The sequence below is a fragment of the Stenotrophomonas sp. PS02298 genome, from assembly GCF_029959445.1.
Classification (GTDB): Bacteria; Pseudomonadota; Gammaproteobacteria; order Xanthomonadales; family Xanthomonadaceae; genus Stenotrophomonas.
Genome location: NZ_JASCOR010000028.1, coordinates 1 through 20,425 on the forward strand (window position 1 = coordinate 1; position 20,425 = coordinate 20,425).

The following is a 20,425-nucleotide window of genomic DNA, read 5'->3' on the forward strand; positions in this document are numbered from 1 at the left end:
TTGATTAAACGTCTGCAAGATGGACAGTCATCCATTCCTGCAGGCGTCCTCACAAGATACCTGCGCATACTTTCAAAGAACTTCGAATCAGGCCTCAGCGCCTTCTTCGTAGGCTGCGACGTTTCCGCCGTAGCGAGCCGCCCATTATAGCCGGCTTTTCTGCTTCGTCAACACCTTTTTTGAGAGGTTGTTGACTCGGCGGCTTCAAGGTTGAGCCCGAGGGCTTTTCGTCGAAGCGAGCCGCCTATTATGGCAGGCTTTTTGTTTCCGTCAACACCCTGTTTCGAGGTTGGTGACGTCGTTTCTTGGTGTCGGTCACTGCTGTGATCGGCGCCGTGAAGCGAGGAGGTGGATTCTAGACATCTTTGTGAAAATCGCAATCACTTTTTGTTGCAGAGCGACAAATCGGGGGTTGGGGCCAGAGTCGGCAAAGTGCGGCGGTGCCTTGCTCCTGCTTTCGCTCTTTTGTCGCCCACTACTTGCTGATGATCAGATCTGGAGCAAGGGCCGATGCCTTGCTGGGCAGGTGGTGCGGAACGCTTGGTTCACCTGGTTGGGCGCTGCCCAGCTTCAACGCGAAGAGCTGCCCTCACCCCAACCCCCGCTCCGCGCCCCGGCCCTTACGCTGGCGCAAGGGCGTTCGATGGGCAGCGAACCAATGGTTCGCAAGCTGCCCCTCTCACCCCGCGAGCGGGAGAGGGGCTATTGCTCCCCTACTTTTGTCTGCGACCTTAGAGCGGCTTGCTGGGCCACAATGCGGGTTGATCCGTTGCACCTCCATATAGATGACCAATCCGGCTCCGCGTTCGTTCTTCCGTGATCTCTCGCTGCCTGCGGTGGTTGCAGGCTTCATTACGGTGCTGGTGGGCTTTGCCAGCTCAGCGGTGATCGTGTTCCAGGCCGCGCAGGCCGTAGGTGCCGGGCAGGCCGAGATTGCGTCGTGGATGTGGGCGCTGGGCATCGGCATGGGCGTGACCTGTATTGGTCTGTCACTGCGCTACCGGATGCCGGTGGTGACGGCTTGGTCTACCCCGGGCGCGGCAATGCTGGTGGTCGGGGCAACCACGCTGCCGCTGTCCGATGCGATCGGTGCATTTGTGCTGGCCGCTTTGATGGGTGCGTTGGCCGGTTTCTCGGGGGTGTTCGAGAAGGCGATGCGAAGGATCCCTGTGTCGCTGGCCTCAGGCATGTTGGCCGGTGTGCTGCTGCGCTTTGGCCTGGATGTCTTTGTATCGGTGAACACCCAGCCGTTGCTGGTGCTGTTGATGTTCGCCACCTACCTGGTGGGGCGGCGCTGGTTGCCGCGCTACGCGGTGATTGCGACCTTGCTGGTGGGTGTGGCGGTCGCCAGCGGCAAGGGGCTGATGCATATGGAACAGGTGCAGCTGCAGATGGCGCTGCCGGTGTTCACCATGCCGACGCTGTCCTGGGCGGCGCTGTTCGGCATCGCCCTGCCCTTGTTCATCGTGACCATGGCCTCGCAGAACGTGCCGGGCGTGGCGGTGTTGAAGGCCTCTGGTTATGACGCGCCGATATCGCCGGTGATCGGCTGGATCGGCGTGGTCAACACGGTGCTGGCGCCATTCGGTGGCTATGCCTTGAACCTGGCCGCGATCACCGCGGCGATCTGCATGGGCCGGGATGTGCATGAGGATCCGGCGCGCCGTTACACCGCTGCGGTGAGTGCTGGCGTGTTCTACATCGTGATCGGCTTGTTCGGGGCGACGGTTGCGGCGGTGTTCGCGGCGTTCCCCAAGGAGTTGATTGCGACGCTGGCCGGTATCGCCCTGCTCGGCACCATCGGCAACAGCCTGGCGGTGGCCTTGAAGGAAGAGGCCGAGCGCGAGCCGGCGCTGGTGACCTTCCTGGTGACGGCATCGGGATTGTCGATGGCGGGTATTGGCTCTGCGTTCTGGGGGCTGGTGGCCGGCGTGATCACCTTGCTGGTGCTGCGTCGGCCCACCGCCCCACGCTGAAAGCGCGGCAGAGCTACCCGGCTTCAAGCCAACCCGACCCACACACGCAACGCCACCGCCGCGGCCAGGCCTGCGACCAATACCGGGTAGCTGGTGCCGCCACGGCGCTCCAGCTCGCTGCCGACGCGGTGCTCGGCACCGGGATGGGCATGCTCGACCTTGCGCACCAGACGCTGGCAGTGCCGCAGGTACAGGGCGTTGGCCACCAATCCAAGCCCGGCCTTCAGCACGAAGAAAACCGCATAGATCACGGCTTGCGGTGCACCAGCCAAGGCAATGACGAAGGCCAGCGTTTCGCTGACGACGAAGAACAGCAGTGCCACGAGATACATCTTGCGGAACAACAGCCAGTACACCCCGAACAGGAAGGCTGGCCAATGCCATGGACGGGGAGGCAGTGGGTGCGCGCTATGCAGGTTCCAGCGTCGCTGGTAGATCTCGAAGTTGTCGCCCACCGCTCGCTTCAGGCGTGCGGTGCGCTGCTCCAGCGATACCGGTTCACTGACTGCGCCGGTACCCACCAACGGTGCGGCATACGGGTTGCTCGAATGCCGCGTCGATATCTCGTCCAAGGGGTAGTCCTTTGCGATGGGCAGTACCGCGCTTACAACGGCTTCACCTCGAACACCTGCTTGAGGACGTGGCGTCCGCCGGGCGCCAGCTCGATCACGTCAGGGCCGGCGTTGGCGGCCTCCACGCAGACGTAGTTGCGCCACGCTGCACCGATGTCGTCCATCTTCGCGGCACCGGCTTCGCCTGCATTCCAGACCACGGCAGTGCGGCTGCCGCTGGTACTGATGTCGATGGCCCGCTTGAAGCCCGGGTCGCGCAGCACGTAATGACCACCGGCCTGGGTGTAGAGGCGGTCGCTGCGGCCGGGGTCACGCGGGTCACGCAGGTTCCAGTCACCCTTCTGCACGTGGGCGTTGCCGCTGTCGAGCTTGTCCAGGTAGGTGAGTCCATCCAGCCCGGTGACATCCACCTTCAAGGCGTCGCTGACATTGAAGTAGTTGTGCAGGGCCTGGGTGAAGCTGGTCGCCTGGCTGCCGGTGTTCTCGGTGACCAACTCCTGCTCAAGGGTGCGGCCGATGCGCACCACCATCTGCAGGCGCAGCCCGAGGTTGTCCATCGGCGGCGGTGCAAGGGTCAACACCACGCTGCCATCGGCTTCGCGACGGGCGTTGCGCAGCTCCCAGGCAACAGTGCGCACGAAACCATGCGCAGGCACGTCGTTACCCTGCCCTTGCCGCGAGAAATACGGCCAACATACCGGCGCACCGCCACGGATGGGCGTGGGCGGCTGCTTGGCGCTGGGCGAGAGCCACATCACGTCCTGGTCACCATTCGGCACGAAGGACAGCAACTGGCCACCAAACACGCTGATGGCGGCGGTGGAGAACGGGGTTTCCACCTTCCAGGCGCTGAACCCCTTGAAGTCGCCTGTGCTCAGGCCCTGCACATCCTTCATTGAAACGCTGCTCCGTACGATCGGTGATTGGACAAGTTGCTGGTAATTGGGCGGCAGCTGGAACGCCGTCGGCTGCGCCGGCTTGGCGCTGCGCAGTGCCTGCAGGATGCGGGTGCCGGCACGGCCGTCTGCGTTCTTCCAGCCGAGGCGCTGCTGCTCGACCTGGATGGCGCGGCGGGTGGCGGTGCCGACCATGCCATCGGCGCTGCCGATATCGTGCCCGCGCGCGAGCAGCAGGGTCTGCAGTTCGCGGCGCTCGTCGCGGCCGATACCTGGGTCATCGGTGGGCCAGGCCGCGCTCAGACCGCTGCCGCCGCGCAGGCGGTCGGCCAAGGTGGCGATCGCCAATGCGTAGCTCTCGGCGGCGTTATAGGAATAAATCGCGTCGTAGTTGCGGAACACCAGCAAGGCCGGCCCCTTGGCACCGGCCGGCAGCAGCAAGGCGGCATTGCTGTCGTCGCCGATGGCCGCTACCTGCAGCGCTTTGCCGTCGGCCAGGGTGATACCCAGCGCGCGCCAGTCCGCCAACGGTTTGCGCTTGGTGCGGCCGGCAAGTGCGGCGTTGAAGTTGGCCGGGATGCGGACTTCCACGCCCCACGGCTGGCCGGTACGCCAGCCCGACTGCTTCAGGTAATTGGCGGTGGAGGCCAGCGCATCGGGAATGCTGGCGACCAGGTCACGGCGGCCATCGCCGTCGCCGTCCACCGCGATGCGGGCGTAGGTGGATGGCATGAACTGGGTGTGGCCGAAGGCGCCGGCCCAGGAGCCGGTCAGGCCATTCGGGTTCAAATCGCCTTTGTCGATCAGCCTGAGCAGGGCCAGCAGTTCGCCCTTGAAGAAGGGCTGGCGGCGGCCGTTGCAGGACAGGGTGGCCAGCGACTGCAGCAACGGGCGCTTGCCGAACACGCGACCATAGTCACTTTCCACGCCCCAGACCGCGACGATGGTGGCCGGGTCGACACCGTACTGGGCACTGACCTGGTCCAGCAGCGCACGGTGCTGGCTGAGCAGCGCGCGGCCATCGGCGATACGACGGCTGTCCACCAGCGAGGCCAGGTAGTCCCAGATCGGGGTGGTGAACTCGGGCTGCGCGTCGAGCAACGGCAGCACACTCAGGTCGGGCGTGATGCTGCTGAAGACCTGATCAAATTTTTCGCCGCTGATGCCCTGGGCAACGGCAGCGGCCTTGAGTGAGGCGCCACAGCTGCCGAAGTCGGTGATTGCGGCCTGGGCAGGGATGGCCAACGTGAGCACCGCCATCGTGGTGCCTGCACGCAGCAGGTTGATCGGGTTCATCCATACGCTCCTTGCACTGGAGCTTGATGATAAGCGGTGTGGTTGCGTTTGGTTGTGGGAGCGGCGTGAGCCGCGAGGCTGAAGGTGTCTGGGGAGGCGAAAGCCAAAAGCACCCCTCCCCAGCCCTCTCCTGCGCGTAGCGCAAGGGAGGGAGCGGAAGCGTAGTGCCGAGCCATGCTCGGCAGAGGCTTCACCGGTAGGGCTCCAGCCGACGATGGCTCGGCTCCACTAGGGATCGCTGCCGCTGCCGCTGCCTCGCCCCGCCGCGCGGGAAGCCGCGTGCTTCAGCCGGCTGCATCCAGGTAATACCAGCGCCCGTCGATGCGCTGGAAGCGGCTGTGCTCGACCATCTTCACCGCGCTGCCACCGCCTACGCGATAGCGGGCGGTGAACTCGACTTCAGCTGTGTCTTCGCCGGTGACTACCTGTCGCTTCACGCTCAGGCCCAGCCATTGCGTGCGCTGGCCGGGAGCGTCTTCCAACGAAAGCGTGGCCGGGCGGGTGTCCGGGTGCCAGCTGGCCAACAGGTAGTCGACGTCCTTGAGTACATAGGCGCTGTAGCGCGAACGCATCAGTGATTCGGCGTCCGCCGCGGCCTGGCCGGCGTGGTAACGGCCACAGCAGGCCGCGTAGGCCTGGTCGCGGCCGCAGGGACAGGGAGTAGTTGGAGATATCTGCATCGCTGCATTTTCATCCACGGACGCTGCGGTTCCAAGCGATGGCCCGACGCTGAGCGTATGACGGCGCATCCTGCGCCGGCGTTGCCATGCTGGCGTTGTTGCCACCCGGACCGTCGTAGCCACTGTACCCATGGCAGCAACCGGCGTCCGTGTCGCCATGGTCGGCACACGAATGGCGCTGCCGATGGCACGCCATTGATCCGCAAGCCTTTCCTTGTGCTGCTGGTGATGTTCATCGCGCACAAGGCAAGGGACAGCTTGGGTGGCGTGTAACCACGCGGTTTGTGGACAGTTGCCTGCACATTGTTTTCTTGCCGATTCACGTCACATATTTGCGCGACTCCCGCCAACCCCCGGATGGGGCAGCCATGAAACGCCGCCATGTGATCGCTGCAATTTTCTTGCTTGCGGGCTTGCTGCTGGGTTGTCTTCCCGTGTTCTACGCTTTGCATCAGGCACGACAACAAGCCATCGGCGACAAGTACAGGGAGCTGGATGATGTGGCACTGGGGCTTGATCGGCGCGTGCGCAATGCACTCGTCATGCTGACCAGAATGCATGCCGAAATGTCGGCCAGGGGTGAGGCCGCGTGCAGCCCTGCGGGCATCCGGCATCTGCAACAGGTAGCGGCGCGAACCCAGATCTCCATCGCGGCGTTGTATCTGGAGGACCATCGCGTGGTCTGCTCCTCCAGCGATCCGCTGATGCAGCAATTGGTGCTTGGGCACGCGTCACCGAAGCGCGCCGACGGCATCCGTGTCTTTTCCGATGCGCGGCTGCCCGGCGTGCGTGACCGCAGCTATGCGGTATTGGAGAAGGAAGGCTATGCATTGTTGGTATACCCGGAGGGCGTGATCGCGCCGTTCGTCCGTGCCGACCTGTCATTGGGCCTGTTCACGCCCCGCAACGGCCTGTACAGCGTCCGCAACGGCGGCGTGCTCGATCACTGGGCATCCTCCGCCAGCACTGCGCGCGCATCGAGCCGTTTTCTGGATGCCGATGCGGGTTACCTGGTGGTACGGCACATCATGCAGGGCGGAGACGACGGCGTGATCGTCGCCACGCCAATTGCCACCATCGATGCCCGCATGGCCCGGTTCGGGCGTTGGTTCATTCCGGCCGGCATCGTGATCGGCTTGAGCGTGCTGGCGAGCGTGCTGCTGCTCAGCCGGCATCAGCTATCACCGCGCAACCAGTTGCTGCGTGCGCTCGGAAAAGGTCACTTCTACCTGCTGTACCAGCCGCTGATCGATCTGCACGATGGCCGCTGCATTGGCGCCGAGGCATTGCTGCGTTGGCAGTATGAGCAGGCCACGGTACTGCTGCCTGACCGTTTCATTCCGATCGCTGAAGAATCCGGGCTGATCCAGCAGATCACACGGCAAGTGCTGCAACTGGTGGAAAAGGACATGAGCAGCTTCCTGCGCCGCATGCCGACCTTCCGCCTTGCGGTGAACCTGGCGGCCAGCGATCTGCAATCGGAACAGACACCCGGGCTGCTGGGCGAGATGCTGCAGAACATCGGCCCGGGCTGTGGTCAATTCGTGGTGGAGGCCACCGAGCGAGCGCTGTTGGAAGAGACCAGTGCATTGAGCGTGCTCGACGCGATCCGCGCACTGGGTATTGAACTGGCCATCGACGATTTCGGCACCGGCTATTCCAGTCTGGCCTACCTGGCCACCTATCCGTTCGACATCCTCAAGGTGGACAAAAGCTTCACCTCCACCGCCTGCACCCAGGCGGTGACCAGCCAGGTGGCTGAGCACATTCTCGACCTCGCCCACACCCTGGGCATGCAGACCTTGGCCGAAGGTATTGAAAGCACGGAGCAGGCTGACTTCTTCCGCTCCCGTGGGGTGTTGTATGGCCAAGGCTATCTGTTCGGCCGGCCGATGAGCGCCGAGGCGCTGTTCCAGTTTGTGGCTGCCGACACCCGTGCATACCAACCTGCGCTGCATGGGCAATTGCCGCGCGGCCCCGTTCCAAGCGATACACCGCCGCACTGAGCGTATGCTGTCGCGCCCTGCGCCGGAGTTGCCATGCTGGAGTTGATCCCCCCCGAACTGCCCTGGCTGCTGGTCATCGCCTTCATCGCGGGGCTGGTGGATGCGGCGGTCGGCGGTGGTGGTCTGATCCAGTTGCCGGGTTTGTTCACTGCCCTGCCGCAGCAGACACCAGCAGCCCTGCTCGGCACCAACAAGTTCAGTTCGGTGTTCGGTACCGGCGCCTCGGCATTGCGCTATGCGCGCGCGGTGCGCTTCCCGTGGCGGCCGGTGCTGTTGGCAGCCGCCGCCGCATTTGCGTTCTCCTTCCTCGGCGCCACCGCGGTGACGCTGCTGTCCAAGGAGGCGGTACGGCCATTGGTGCTGACCCTGCTGATCGTGATGCTGGGCTATACGCTGGCCAAGAAGGACTTCGGTGCGCTGCACCGGCCACGCGAGGTTGGCCGCCGGGAGTTGCTGATCGCGCTGGCGATGGGCGGGGTGATCGGTTTCTACGATGGTTTCTTCGGGCCGGGCACCGGCAGCTTCCTGATCTTCCTGTTCGTGCGGTTCTTCGGACTGGACTTCCTGCGTGCCTCGGCTGCCTCCAAAGTGGTCAATCTGGCGACCAACGTGGCAGCATTGTCGTTCTTCGTGCCCAGCGGCAATGTGCTGCTGGCGCTCGCCATTCCGATGGCGGCGGCCAATGTGCTGGGCGCAGTGACCGGCACCCGGCTTGCCCTGCGCGGTGGCACCCCATTGATTCGCAAGCTTTTTGTGGTCCTGGTAGTGGTACTGATCACACGCATGGCCTGGGATACCTTCAGCGCCGCGTGAAGCCGGCTTGCACATAGATAAATATCAATCGCTGGAAATTTTTGATGTACGTCACATAGTGATGCAGTAGGTAGCCAACCGGGGATGGCGCATCCATGACAAAACGTTATCGAATCGCAGGGTTGCTGCTGCTCGCCGCAGCGATACTTGCCTGTGTCCCGGTGGTTTACTCGCTGCACCAGGCGAGAAAACAGGCCATCCGCGAGAAGTACGTGTTGCTCGATGACGTCTCGACGAGCATCCGCCGCGAGGTTGCCGGCACCATCGATGTGATCGAACGCTTGAGCACGGAAATGCGCAGCAGCGGGGATACCCCCTGCAGCCCGGAAGGGCTGCTGCGCATGCAGCGCTTCGGTATCAGCTCGCACATCGTCAAGAGCACGCTGTACCTGCAGGACGGCAAGGTCGCCTGCTCCTCCGGCGGCGCACTGATGCGGCAGATCGTGCTGCCTCGCCACCCCCTGCGTGCAGCTGACGGCGTGCTGGTCTACACCCAGGTGCAGGTGCCCGGCTTGCCAGAGCGCGAGTACGTGATCCTGGAAAAGGACGGCTACGCGCTGCTGGTCTTCCCGGACGGGCTGATCTCCCCGTTCGCCCGCCCCGATCTGTCACTCGGCCTGTTCAACAGCATGGACGGCCGCTACGCCGCGCGCCAGGGCACGCTGCTGCCAAGCTGGACCACGACGACGGCGGACAAGAACAACGACGGCCACTTCACGGATGCCGAAGCGGGCTATCTGGTGGTGCGCCGCGTACTTCGCCCGGGTGGCACCGGGGTGATCGTGGCCACACCATTGGCCACGATCGATACGCGCATGGCCCAGTTCGCGCACTGGTTCATCCCGATCGGCATCATCGCCGGGCTGGCGGTGCTGGGGATGGCGCTGATGATGATCCGCCGCCAATGGTCGACCCGTGCCGAGTTGCTGCGCGCCATCAACAACGGGCACTTCTTCCTGATGTACCAGCCGGTGTTCTGCCTGCAGGACGACACCTGCATCGGTGCCGAGGCGCTGCTGCGTTGGCAGCACGAGGACGGCACCGTGGTGCCACCGGACCACTTCATTCCCTTCGCCGAGGATGCCGGGCTGATCCAGCTGGTCACCCGCCGGGTCCTGGAACTGGTGGTCCAGGACCTGAGCGGCTTCTTCCGCCAATACCCGCGCTTCCGCCTCGGCGTGAACCTGTCACCACGCGACCTGCAATCGATGGACACCCCCAGGCTGCTGGCGGATATGCAACGCGCCATCGGTCCCGGCAATGGCCTGTTCGTGGTGGAAGCCACCGAGCGTGGCCTGCTGGAGGAAGCCAGCGCTCAGGACGTGGTGGCGGCGATCCACGCAATGGGCATCGAAATCGCCATTGATGACTTCGGCACCGGCTATTCCAGCCTCGCCTACCTGACCACCTATCCGTTCGACATCCTCAAGGTGGACAAGAGCTTCACCTCCACCGCCTGCACCGAAGCGGTGACCAGCCAGGTCGCCATTCATATCATCGAGCTGGCACGCAGCCTGGGCATGCAGACCCTGGCGGAAGGCATCGAGACCCAGGAACAGGCCGATTTCTTCCGTAGCAACGGCGTGCTCTACGGGCAGGGTTATTTCTTTGGCCGGCCGATGCGTGCAGCCGATCTGAGTGCTTTCGTGCCGCGGCATACCCGTCCCGGGCAACATGCCGGAGTTCAGCCGCCGCTGAAGCACACCCCCGCTGCTGCACTGGATTGATCCGGCGCAATGCGCCTGTAAGGCAAACGCGGGAGCCTAGCCATATGCGGAATGACCGCAGTTGTGGAAGCTTCCCATGCAACAGGATTTTGCCGGCCGCATTGCGCTGGTTACCGGTGCCGCCTCCGGAATAGGAGAGGCGGTGGTGCGGCAACTCGCCGCGCGCGGCGCGCAGGTGTTGGCCGCCGATATCGACGGCGATGCTGCCACCGCCGTGGCCATGTCACTGGGCGAGCAGGTGCACGCCCTGCAGGTGGATGTCAGCGACCCGGACGCGGTGCGGCTGATGGTCAACGCCTGCAACGAGCGTTTTGGCGGCCTGCACCTGGCGGTCAACAATGCCGGCATCAGCGGCGCCAGCCTGCAGACCGCCGACTACCCATTGGAAGAATGGCACCGCGTGCTCGGGGTCAACCTGCACGGCGTGTTCTACTCGATGAAGTACGAAATCCCCGCGATCCTTGCCAGTGGCGGCGGTGCCATCGTCAACATGGCCTCGATCCTCGGCAGCAACGGCTGGGCCGGCGCGGCCGCTTACGTGGCGGCCAAGCACGCACTGGTCGGCATGACCAAGAGCGCGGCACTGGAATACTCCGCGCGCGGTATGCGCATCAATGCGGTAGGTCCGGGCTTCATCGATACTCCGTTGCTGCAGAGAATGGACGAGCGCGCCCATGCCGGGCTGGTGGCGCTGCATCCGGCAGGCCGCCTGGGCACGGCGGAGGAAGTAGCGGCATTGACCTGCTTCCTGTTGTCGGACAAAGCGTCGTTCATCACCGGGAGCTACCACTTGGTCGATGGTGGCTATTCAGCACGATGAGGTGATGTAACTACCGTTTCAGTGTGCGGATTCAGGCTCGCGTTGCGGCGTCGCCGCTTGTTTGCTCCTAACGAATTGCTTACAAATCGGCTACGCCCGTCATGGTGGCGGGCACGTAGTCCGGCAATCACCAGGAGCATTCCGATGACGTTGTTACCGCTACGCCCGCGCCGCCTGAGCCGCGCTGTCCGCTTGTCATTGTTGTGCCTGCTGCCCGGCGCGGCCTTCGCGCAACAGGCGCCAGACAGTACTCCCAAGACCCTGGACAGCATTCAAGTCACGGGTACCCGCATCAAGAAGGCCGAACTGGAAACCCAGGTTCCGGTGCAGGTACTCAGCCGCGAAGCCATCGAACGCACCGGTTACAGCTCGGTCGCCGACGTGGTCCAGCACCTCACTGCCAGCGGCGCATCGCTGAGCACCAAGCTCAACTCCAGCGGCAACTTTGGTTTTCCACCTGATGGCGGCGGTGTCGGCGCCGGTGCGGCGACGGTGGACCTGCGTCATCTCGGACCCAAGCGCGTGCTGGTGCTGGTGGACGGCATCCGCTGGGTCAATGAATCCTCCGGCTCGGGCGTGGGCTCGTCGGTGGACTTGAACACCATTCCATTGGCAATCGTCGATCGCATCGAAGTGCTGGAAGACGGTGCCTCCTCGATCTACGGTTCCGACGCGATTGCCGGCGTGGTCAACATCATCACCAAGAAAGGCGCCGAAGGCGGACACGTCGAGGTGCAGTACGGCGACTACAACCTCAAGGGCGGCGACACCAGCAGCATCGACCTGAGCTTCGGCGGCAGCAGTGAACGCGCGCAGTGGATTGTTGGAGCGTCGTGGTTCAAGCAGAAGGAGATCAGCTCGTCCGAATACAAGTGGGCGACCGAACCAGTACCAGGCACCGGCCTGGCCAACGGCAGCTCGGCCACGCCAGGCGGCCGCACGGTGTTTGCGCCGCCGGACGGCAACAATACGTACGGCGGGCTGTGTCCGCTCGGTCAGGACGCTGCCGGCAATCCCATCCCCGGTTCGGCGACCTGCAACATCACCTTGCCCAATGGCGCCAACTTCGCCAACGGGGCCGCGTTCCCCGACGACTTCATCCGCTTTGGTACCGCCAACCGATTCAACTTCGCACCCTACAACTTGTTGCTGACTCCCAACGAGCGCAAATCGGTTTTCGGCCAGGTGCGCTTTGAATTCACCCCGAATGTCAGCGGTTGGTTCCGCGGTTTGTACAGCGAGCGCGAGTCCGCCAACCAGGCCGCACCGGAGCCGATCTTCCTCGGCACTGATGCCGGTGTGTACAACGAATGGGCCGAAACCAAACTGGTCATCTCGGCCAACAATCCGTACAACCCCTTCGGCTTCGACCTGACCACGATGGGGGCCAATCCCAATCTGTTCCTGCTCGGCCGACGACCGGTGGAAGGCGGCCCGCGCCGCTACGAGCAGGACGTCAAGACCTGGTACGCCGCCGGCGGACTGGACGGCATCTTCGAGGTCAACCAGCGCACCTGGAACTGGGACGTCAATGTGATGTCCAGCGAGAGCAAGGCTACCCAGACCAATACCGGCAGCTACAACATCAAACACATCAACCAGGCACTGGGCGATCCAGCAGCGTGTGCGGCCATCGCCGGTTGCGTGCCACTGAACCTGTTTGGCGGCCCCGGCACCATCACCCCCGAGATGCTGGCGTGGATCTCGCCGATCGTGCGTGATCGCAGCAAGAACACCTTGTCGCTGGGCTCGGCCAATATCACCGGCGAGTTGTTCGACATCTGGGCCGGGCCGGTGTCCTTCGCCGCCGGTGCCGAATGGCGTCGCTACAAGGGCGAATACCACCCCGACCCGATCACCATCGCCGGCGAGTACAACGGCGTGCCGTCCGGCGTGACCATCGGCAGCTACTCGGTGAAGGAAGCCTATGTCGAGTTCGACGTGCCGCTGGCGCGCGAAGGCTTCTGGGGCAAGAGCCTGGACCTGAGCATTGCCGGGCGCTACTCGGACTACTCCACCTTCGGCGGCACCAATACCGGCAAGATCGGGCTGCGCTGGCAACCGGCCGATGAGCTGTTGCTGCGCATGTCATTCGCACAGGGCTTCCGCGCACCGTCCATCGGTGAGTTGTACGGCACGCTGAGCCGCTTCGACGCCACCATCGTCGATCCCTGCAACAACGCCGCATCCACCACTCCCAAATGCGTGGCCGATGGCGTACCGCCGGGCTATGAACAGGCCAATCCGCAGATCTCGGTGGTGACCTCCGGCAACCGCGACCTGCAGCCGGAAGAAAGCCGCTCGTTCATGGCCGGTGCGGTGTGGAGCCCAAGCTGGGCCGAAGACAGCAGCTGGGCCAGCAAGCTCGACCTGGGTGTGACCTTCTACCGCCACACCATCGACAAGGCCATCCAGGCACCGGACGCGCAGGCCATCATGGACCGCTGCATCGATACCCGCGATGCCGTGGCCTGTGCCAGCTATACCCGCAACGACCGCGGCCAGATCGTGCGCTTCGAGGACATCCTCGCCAACCTTGGCACCATCAACACCAGTGGCTGGGATTTCAACGCGCATTGGTTGCTGCCGGAGACCGGCTGGGGCCAGCTCGGTTTCGACTGGAAAGCGACCTGGGTGACGCGCTACGAGCTGATCAACGAATCCGGGCAACCGGAGCCGAAGGGTCCGGGCATCGAAGTCAGTGACAGCTCGATCCCGGAATGGAGTTCGACCTTGGCCACCAACTGGGACTTCCACAACTGGAACGTGAACTGGACGATGCGTTACATCGACCGTCTGCGCGAAAGCTGTGCCGGTGCCAACGGCTTTGCGATCTGCACCGACAGTGTTGCCGATCAGCACTGGCTGGGCGCGACCACCTATCACGACGCACAGGTCAGCTGGCGTACCGATGCGTGGATGAAGGGCGTAAAGGTGAGCGTCGGTGTCAACAACGTGTTCGACAAGAACCCGCCGATCTGCCTGAGCTGCACGCTCAATGGCTATGACCCGGGAACCTACGACCTGCCCGGCCGCTACACCTACGCAAGGCTCAGTATCGATTTCTGAGTTGGAAACGACCAAGGGAGCCGTAAGGCTCCCTTGGTCCGATGCCGTTGTTGTAGGAGCGGCGTAAGCCGCGAAACCGGTGGGCGCAAGTGCCCAGTCCACTGGAATTCCTGCTGACCCAACGCCGGGCTTGTCTCGATTGCAGATTGATCGACGGCGGCAGGCGGTCCTGCTTCGCGGCGTACGCCGCTCCTACAAGAACTGGATTGCTCAGCGCAGGAACGCACCAGCGAGCGCCATCAACAGCAGCACCAGCACCGGCAGCATCGACAGGCCGAAGCCAAGGCCGCGGCTGGATGGGTTGCCGACATAGGCACGCCAGTAGATGAAGCGGCCGACCAGGTACACCGCACCAATGCCTGCCACCCATTCGGCTGGCCAGAAGCGTGCGGCGATCAGCATGCTTGGCAGCAGCGCGACCATCAGCTCCAAGGTGTTCATCTGCACGCGGTAGGCGCGTTCGAAGCCTTCGTGGCCGGTAACGGCAGGTGCCTTGACGCCGTAGCGGCCACGCGCGCGGCCGACCTGCACAATGAAGAACAAGTATTGCAGCACCACCAGGGCGGTGATGATTTCCACGTAATGCATGCTGATATCCGTTGCGCGTGTATTGGGTTATGGGAGGGTAACAAGCGCAGCGTTGGCTTTGCTTTGGCTGTGCTCCCTCCCTTTGGCCGAAGGCCAAGGGGAGGGTTGGGGAGGGGTGCTTTGGCTCAATGCAACAGCAACAGCAGAATCAAAAGCTCCCCCCATCCGCCCTTCGGGCACCTTCCCCCGCAAGCGGGAGAAGCAAAAGCCTGGCGGCCACGACAACAGGAAAAACTTCGCTTCCCTGCCATCAGGCCGGAATATTCTTCTTCGTCGAAGTCTTCTTCGCAGCTTTCTTCACCGAAGGCTTGGCTTCCGCTTCCACCGCATCTTCCGCATTGGCCTGCGCCATCGCACCACGTGCGCGCGCCGGCAGCTTCAGGCGATTGCCTGCGTCGTCGTACTCGATCAGCAGCACGCCTGAGTCATGGCGGCCGCTGATTTCGACGAAACAGGCACCGCCGATGAACGGCTCCAGCGTCATCACCGACTTCAGCGGGGTGGCCACCACCATCTGGAAACCGAAGTTCTCGAAGATGTTCATCGCCAAGGCCGTGAATTCGTTGTCGGCCTTGTCGAAGGCTTCGTCCAATACCACCGCGGCGTAGCGCGGCAGCTCACCGTCTTCGCCACCCAGCTGGTAGCGCAGCGCGGCGGCAAGACAGGTCGTCGCCAGCTTCTGCCGCTGGCCACCGGACTTGCCGGCGCCACTGCGATAGATTTCAACCTGCTCGCGGGTATCAGCATCCAGCTCGACGCCGATGAACTCCACATGCTGGCGTACGTCGAGCACCTGCTCGCGCCAGCGGCGCAGCTCAGGTTCCTGCGCGCCAAGGCGACGTACCAGGTCACGCAACACGTTGAACTGGGACTCGGCCAGCGAGCGGTCTTCGGTCTGCTGGTGGGTCAACACCGCGCGCAACTGCAGCTGGAAGTCCTGCACTTCCGGCAGGCGCCGGTCGTGCACGTCGATGGCCAGCACGGTGCCGCGGTTGAATGCGACCTGTTCCAGCGAGGCATTGACCTCGTCCATGCGCTGCTTGATCGCCTTGTGCGCTTCGGCGGTGTGCCGTTGCAGGGCCAGCAGGTTGTTCTTGCTCTGGGTCTGCAGCAGCTCGAAGAAGCGGCCTTCATGGCGCGGCAGACCGTCGCTCTCCAAGCGGGTCAAACGCGCAAGGAAATCGTCGGCACTGGTCAGCGACACCGTGAAGTCGCCGGAGTCTTCCGGCCACTGCTGGGTGTATTTGCGGAAGCAATCGAGCAGATGCTGGGTCAACTTGGCATCACGGCCCTGGCTGCTGCCCAACTCTTCGGCCAGGCCACGCTCGATCACGCGGAAGTGGCTTTCCAGGCTTTCCAGGTTCAAGCCCGTCAGGATGTTCAGGCGCTCTTCCAGACCTTCGCGCTGCAGCTCGGTCAACGGTGCGCTGGCGACGCGCGCCTGGCCGTTGTCACGCAATTGCTCCAGGCGTGCGCGCTCACGCGAGAACTGACCGCGTTCCAGCCGCACGTCTTCATAGGTGCGCTTGCCCTGGTCACGCAGGCCGCGGGTCAATTCGATCTGCTGGCCGATGCGCGCCAGTGCCGTATCACCTTCGCGCAGGTCGACCAGCTGCTCGTCGATATCGCTCAGGCGCTGCAGGCGCGGGCCGACATCGATTTCGTCCCAGTCGCGCTCGATCAGCGAGTGCGCGGCCAACTGCTTTTCCTGCCCGCTTTCGCGCTGCTTGCGCAGCATTGCCACGTCGGCCTCGCTGCGGGCGATGCGCTGGGCCAGCTCCTGGCCTTCGCGTTCGAACACACGACGCTTGTCGCGGTTGTCATGGCCCAGCATCCAGCGCTTGCGATCGTTGACCGCATGCCGGTCGTCCTTCTCGTAGCGGTCGCCCGGGTGCTTGATCTGGCCTTCGCGGGTGATCGCGCGGTCTTCGTTGCGCAGCTGCCCGGCGTTTTCCACGCAGGTGTAATCAAAGCGGCGCTGCAGCTCGTTGTAGACCCAGTCGCCGTAGGGATGATCGCGCAGTTGCAGCTTGTGGATCAGCGAACGCTTCTCCGGCTCGCGTGCGTGCAGCAGTTCGTTGTCACGGATGCGGAAATACACCAGCTTGGTGCCCAGGTGGGTACGGTTGGCCCACTCGGCGACCTGCTGGTGATTCTTCTCGTCGACCAGCAGCGATTGCGCGAAGCCGTGCAGCACGCGCTCGATCGCACCGCGCCAGCCGATCTGGTCCTCGCGCACCTGGATCAACTCGCCGACGAAGGGCAGCGCGGACTCGGACAGGCCGGTGTCGTCGCACAGACGTGCGCGCAGCTGCTGCAGCGGCGCCGGGATCGAACTCGGTGCCGCCTTCAGCGATTCCAGTTCCACCCGCAGTGCGGCGAAACGCTTCTCGTCGTCGCGGCGCTCGGCCATGCGCTCGGCGATGGCGTCGTCCACGGTGCCAGCACCGGACTTGGTGCCATCGATCAAGGCACGCGCCTGCTCCACCTGTTCGGAGAAGCCGCTGGCGGTTTCAGCCAGCACCATGCCGAGCTGGCGGCAGGCGCCTTCCAGCTGCTTGCGGCGGCGGCTGCGTTCTTCGACCTCGCGTTCGATGCGGATACGCTCGCGCTCGAGTTCGTCGATGCGCTCACCGCCCTGCTCGCGCTGCTGGCGTTCCAGTTCGACCAGCTTCTGTTCGTGGTTGTCCAGCGACTGCCGGCGCTGCCCTTCCTCGCCCATCAGGCCGCGGTCGAGCATCTCCACTTCCTTCAGGCGCTCGTTGACCAGCTCGAGACGCTTTTCCTCACGGAAACCGTCGATGCCGATCTGCAGGTCACGCAGCGTCGCCACGCCTTTGCGCAGCGACATCAGGTCCTGGTGGAAATCACGCGCCGGAGTCAGTGTTTCGACCTGGCGGCGTGCGGTGACCACGGCGTGGTGGGCGCCATCGAGCTCCGCGAAGTCATCGACCAGGCGGTCGGCCGCTTCGAAAGTGCGCGGCTCTTCCAGCATGAAGCCACGCAGGAAGCCATTGAGATCGCCAAGGTTCTTGGCCGACTGGGTCTTGTGCAGCAGACGCAGCGCCATGTCGTTGCCGATGCCCAGCAGGTGACGGAAGCGCTCGGCATAACCGGTGAAGCTGTCGAAGTGGCCGACGTCTTCGCCCAGGCGACCGCGCAGCTTGCGCAGGTCCAGGTCGAAGCCTTCCATCTCGGTGGCCAGGTCGAAGCGACGCGGGATCACCATGTAGTGCTTGCGCACGTCATTGGCCGAGGTGCCGGCACCGGCAATCCAGAACAACCGCACGATCGACACCGCGTCGCCGCGGGCATTGAGGTATTCCAGCGCCAATGCACTCCAGGTCGCGCCCTTGCGCAGGTACTGGGTGGCGATTTCGCCGGACTCGCTGTCCTGCTGGTCGGCCCAGGCGCCACGCACATACGACACCAGCGAGCGATCGCGGCCGGAGCGTTCTGCTTCGCGCGCGGCGGCGTTGAAGTCGACGATGCTTGGCGGCGTCAGCAGTGCGCTCATGCCATCGAGCAGGGTGGACTTGCCCGAGCCGGAGCGGCCGACGAACAGGAAGCCACGTTCGGCGATCGGCACTTCGGTCAGGCCGGAGAACGTACCCCAGTTGAGCACCTGCAAACGGCGCATGCGGAACTGGTTCGCGCGGGCATCGCTGGCCGGGTCGTTGAACAACGCGGCATTGGGAAGCAGGGTGTGGGACGTGGTTTCCATACGGCTCATCCTTCAGCCGCCACGCAAGGCGCGGCGGTGGTCATTCTGGTCAGCGTGGCGCGGGTGCCAGGCATCATTCGGCGGCAGCGCCGTTGTTGTCTTCATCGTCGGCAACCGCGTCAGCGACGGCATCGCCGTCGCGCAACTGGCGGTAAGCCTCGACCAGCACCTGCACGTCCTCGGCCGAGAACAGCAGCTTCAGCGCCGGCGACACTTCGTAGCGGTCCTCGCTGCCGCGCAGCTTGGACAGCAGCTGGTTCTCGCGCATCTTGGCGATGGCAGCGGTAACCCGCTTGCCGTAGCCGGCCTGGTCGGTGGAGACGTTCTTCTGGTAGATGCTCATCGCTTCCACCAGCTGGAACTCGGCCACCACCGCGCGTTCGCCGCGGGTATCGGCCTCGGCCAGCTGCTGGCGCAGGAACAGCAGCAGCACCGACTCGATGAAGGTCAGCGGTGCGGCGCGCAGCAGGTTGGGCGAGTCGAGTTCGGCAGTATCGAACTGGCGGGTGAAGGCGACGCCGCCATCACGGTCCAGCACCAGCTCCAGGAACAGTTCGCACAGCAGGCTGCGCACGTCGTCTTCATTGCGCAGCAGTGCCGCCCATTGCGCTGGCTGGCGCTGGGCGTCGACGCTGGGGCCGGCCAGCAGCAGGCACAGCGCGCGACGTGCATCGACCGGCAGGCGGCCGCTGTCGCCGACGAACAGGGCGCCGCCGCTCAGGGCGGGTGCCGGCGCGACGGGCGCGCTGGTGGCTTCGCTATCGGTTTCGGTCTCAGACCAGTTCATCGCGTCTTTCCTTGAGGAACCAGATCAGCGGCACGCGGGCGCGTCGCACCACGCCGTCACCGCCGGTCCATTCCACGGTTTCGAGTTGGTCGGTCATCACCTTGCCATGGCGGGTGCCGATGGAGAGATAGCCGATCACGCTGCCCAAGCCCTGCCGCGCCGGCCGCTCGCGCAATACCTGCGAGATGCTCAGGCGCGGGCGTGAACCCAGCAGCATGAAGAGATTGTCTTTCAGCGTGCGCACGTCGATTTCCGACTGCGCGACCAGGTCACCGACGCTGTCGAGGGTGATCTCGGCGGCCTCGGCGTAATAGATGGAAGTGTCGACCTGATGCGTGCGCGGGTCGTGCAGGCGCCACTGGCCGATCGAGCGCACGCGCGCCGAGGACAGCGGCAGCACGAAGCCGGTAGGCGCGGTCGGTCGCACTTCGTCGCGCAGCTGCAGGGCCTGGCCCTGCGCCTGCTTGAGCAGCTGGTTGAGGCGGCGCTGTTCCAGGTAACCGCGGCTCTGCACGAAGCCTCGCAGGCTGCGGGCGAAATGCTGCATCACCTCGTGCACCTGGCTGCCGCGTTCCAGCAAGGTGCTGGTGAAGTTGCGCAGGAAATTGCGCTCGTTGCGGTCCAGCTTGCGGGTGAAGCCACGGTTGAGCACGGTGTCCAGCGCAGCGTCGAGTTCGCCACTGCGGCGCGGATCATTGAGCAGGTCCCAGAACGCCTGGAAGCTGCGCCCGGCATCGGATTCACCAATCACATCGACGCCGTTGAACAGGCGGTCGAGCACGTCGCCGCGTGCGCCTTCGTCGTCGATGATGCGTTCGCGGAAGCGGCGGTTGAGCTGCTCAAAGTCATCGCGCACACGGCGGAAGTCCTCGGCCAGGTCATCGGCCAGTCGGATCACGTCGCGGGTGCGTTCCAGCGCGCGCTTGCCATCCAGCGCGCTGACCTTGCCGGTGGACACCTGGGCGATCTCGGCATCGATGCGGTCGCGCTCGGCCTTCAATGCGGCCAGGCGTGCTTCCGGATCGGCCTCGGTCTGCTGCGCCAGCTGCGAGATCTGCTGCATCACCATTGCCAGCCGGCTTTCGGTGGCCAGGCTGGCGTTGTGCTCGATGCCGGCGATGAAGCGGATCGCCTGCACGGCGTGCCGCGACAGCTCGTATTCCTCCTCGCTCGCGCCTTCAGGCAGGCGCCGCACCAGCCAGCCCTGGGCCAGCCAGTAAGCGATGTAAGCCGGCGCGGTGCGCGGCAGCTCGACCTCGAGCTCCTCGCCATTGAGCGTGTCCAGCTGCTGCTGCAGGCGCTCGGCGAGGATGGAGCCGGGGATGCGGCGGTCCGCTTCCAGCAGCAGGCCCTGCAACAGGCCCACCAACACCGGCGCGCGGTCGGAGGCCAGCAGTTTCCATAGCGGCTGCTCGCGCAGACGCTGGTAGCCGGCGATACGTTGGCGGTACTTCATCGAGCGCGTGCGATC

Annotated in this window: 12 protein-coding genes and 1 pseudogene; 6 read left to right on the top strand and 7 right to left on the bottom strand. The window is 64.3% G+C overall.

Annotated features, from left to right (window positions below):
* The first annotated feature begins 785 nt into the window (after positions 1 to 785).
* Positions 786 to 1,976, top strand: coding sequence for a benzoate/H(+) symporter BenE family transporter (locus tag QMX78_RS06455; protein WP_282267664.1), 1,191 nt, complete (start codon positions 786 to 788; stop codon positions 1,974 to 1,976).
* 23 nt (positions 1,977 to 1,999) lie between these two features.
* Here the strand turns inward: QMX78_RS06455 and QMX78_RS06460 are convergent, their stop codons facing one another.
* The 3 genes from QMX78_RS06460 to QMX78_RS06470 all read right to left on the bottom strand — a co-directional run bounded on the left by QMX78_RS06460 (position 2,000) and on the right by QMX78_RS06470 (position 5,420).
* Positions 2,000 to 2,548: a DUF2628 domain-containing protein gene (locus QMX78_RS06460; protein ID WP_282267666.1), complete on the bottom strand. Its 549-nt coding sequence runs from the start codon at positions 2,546 to 2,548 to the stop codon at positions 2,000 to 2,002.
* 32 nt (positions 2,549 to 2,580) lie between these two features.
* Positions 2,581 to 4,704 (bottom strand): lytic murein transglycosylase, encoded by a 2,124-nt coding sequence (locus QMX78_RS06465; RefSeq protein WP_282267708.1) that lies wholly within the window; start codon positions 4,702 to 4,704, stop codon positions 2,581 to 2,583.
* A 320-nt stretch (positions 4,705 to 5,024) separates the two neighbouring features.
* Entirely contained in the window at positions 5,025 to 5,420 is a 396-nt protein-coding gene (locus tag QMX78_RS06470; protein WP_282267668.1) for a YchJ family metal-binding protein, read from the bottom strand.
* A 368-nt stretch (positions 5,421 to 5,788) separates the two neighbouring features.
* Here QMX78_RS06470 and QMX78_RS06475 point away from each other — a divergent pair, with 368 nt between their 5' ends.
* The 5 genes from QMX78_RS06475 (at position 5,789) to QMX78_RS06495 (ending at position 13,855) form a co-directional block, all read left to right on the top strand.
* Entirely contained in the window at positions 5,789 to 7,426 is a 1,638-nt protein-coding gene (locus QMX78_RS06475; protein ID WP_282267670.1) for an EAL domain-containing protein, read from the top strand.
* Between the two features lie 33 nt (positions 7,427 to 7,459).
* Positions 7,460 to 8,239, top strand: a complete 780-nt coding sequence (locus QMX78_RS06480) for a TSUP family transporter (protein WP_282267671.1) — start codon at positions 7,460 to 7,462, stop codon at positions 8,237 to 8,239.
* Between the two features lie 95 nt (positions 8,240 to 8,334).
* Entirely contained in the window at positions 8,335 to 9,966 is a 1,632-nt protein-coding gene (locus QMX78_RS06485; RefSeq protein ID WP_282267672.1) for an EAL domain-containing protein, read from the top strand.
* A gap of 76 nt (positions 9,967 to 10,042) precedes the next feature.
* The gene (locus QMX78_RS06490; protein ID WP_282267673.1) at positions 10,043 to 10,786 is read left to right on the top strand and encodes an SDR family NAD(P)-dependent oxidoreductase; all 744 of its coding nucleotides are present in this window, start codon (positions 10,043 to 10,045) and stop codon (positions 10,784 to 10,786) included.
* Positions 10,787 to 10,930: 144 nt separating this feature from the next.
* Entirely contained in the window at positions 10,931 to 13,855 is a 2,925-nt protein-coding gene (locus QMX78_RS06495) for a TonB-dependent receptor (protein WP_282267675.1), read from the top strand.
* Between the two features lie 210 nt (positions 13,856 to 14,065).
* Here the strand turns inward: QMX78_RS06495 and QMX78_RS06500 are convergent, their stop codons facing one another.
* The 4 genes and pseudogenes from QMX78_RS06500 to QMX78_RS06515 form a co-directional block, all read right to left on the bottom strand.
* Positions 14,066 to 14,443 (bottom strand): MAPEG family protein, encoded by a 378-nt coding sequence (locus tag QMX78_RS06500; RefSeq protein ID WP_282267677.1) that lies wholly within the window; start codon positions 14,441 to 14,443, stop codon positions 14,066 to 14,068.
* Positions 14,444 to 14,726: 283 nt separating this feature from the next.
* A pseudogene (locus tag QMX78_RS06505) lies at positions 14,727 to 18,167 on the bottom strand (SbcC/MukB-like Walker B domain-containing protein); the annotation flags it as partial.
* Between the two features lie 73 nt (positions 18,168 to 18,240).
* Complete coding sequence (locus QMX78_RS06510) at positions 18,241 to 18,954, bottom strand: DUF4194 domain-containing protein (RefSeq protein ID WP_282267679.1); 714 nt, start codon at positions 18,952 to 18,954, stop codon at positions 18,241 to 18,243.
* Positions 18,941 to 20,410, bottom strand: a complete 1,470-nt coding sequence (locus QMX78_RS06515) for a DUF3375 domain-containing protein (protein WP_282267681.1) — start codon at positions 20,408 to 20,410, stop codon at positions 18,941 to 18,943. The genes QMX78_RS06510 and QMX78_RS06515 overlap by 14 nt, the downstream gene beginning before the upstream one ends.
* Positions 20,411 to 20,425: the final 15 nt, after the last annotated feature.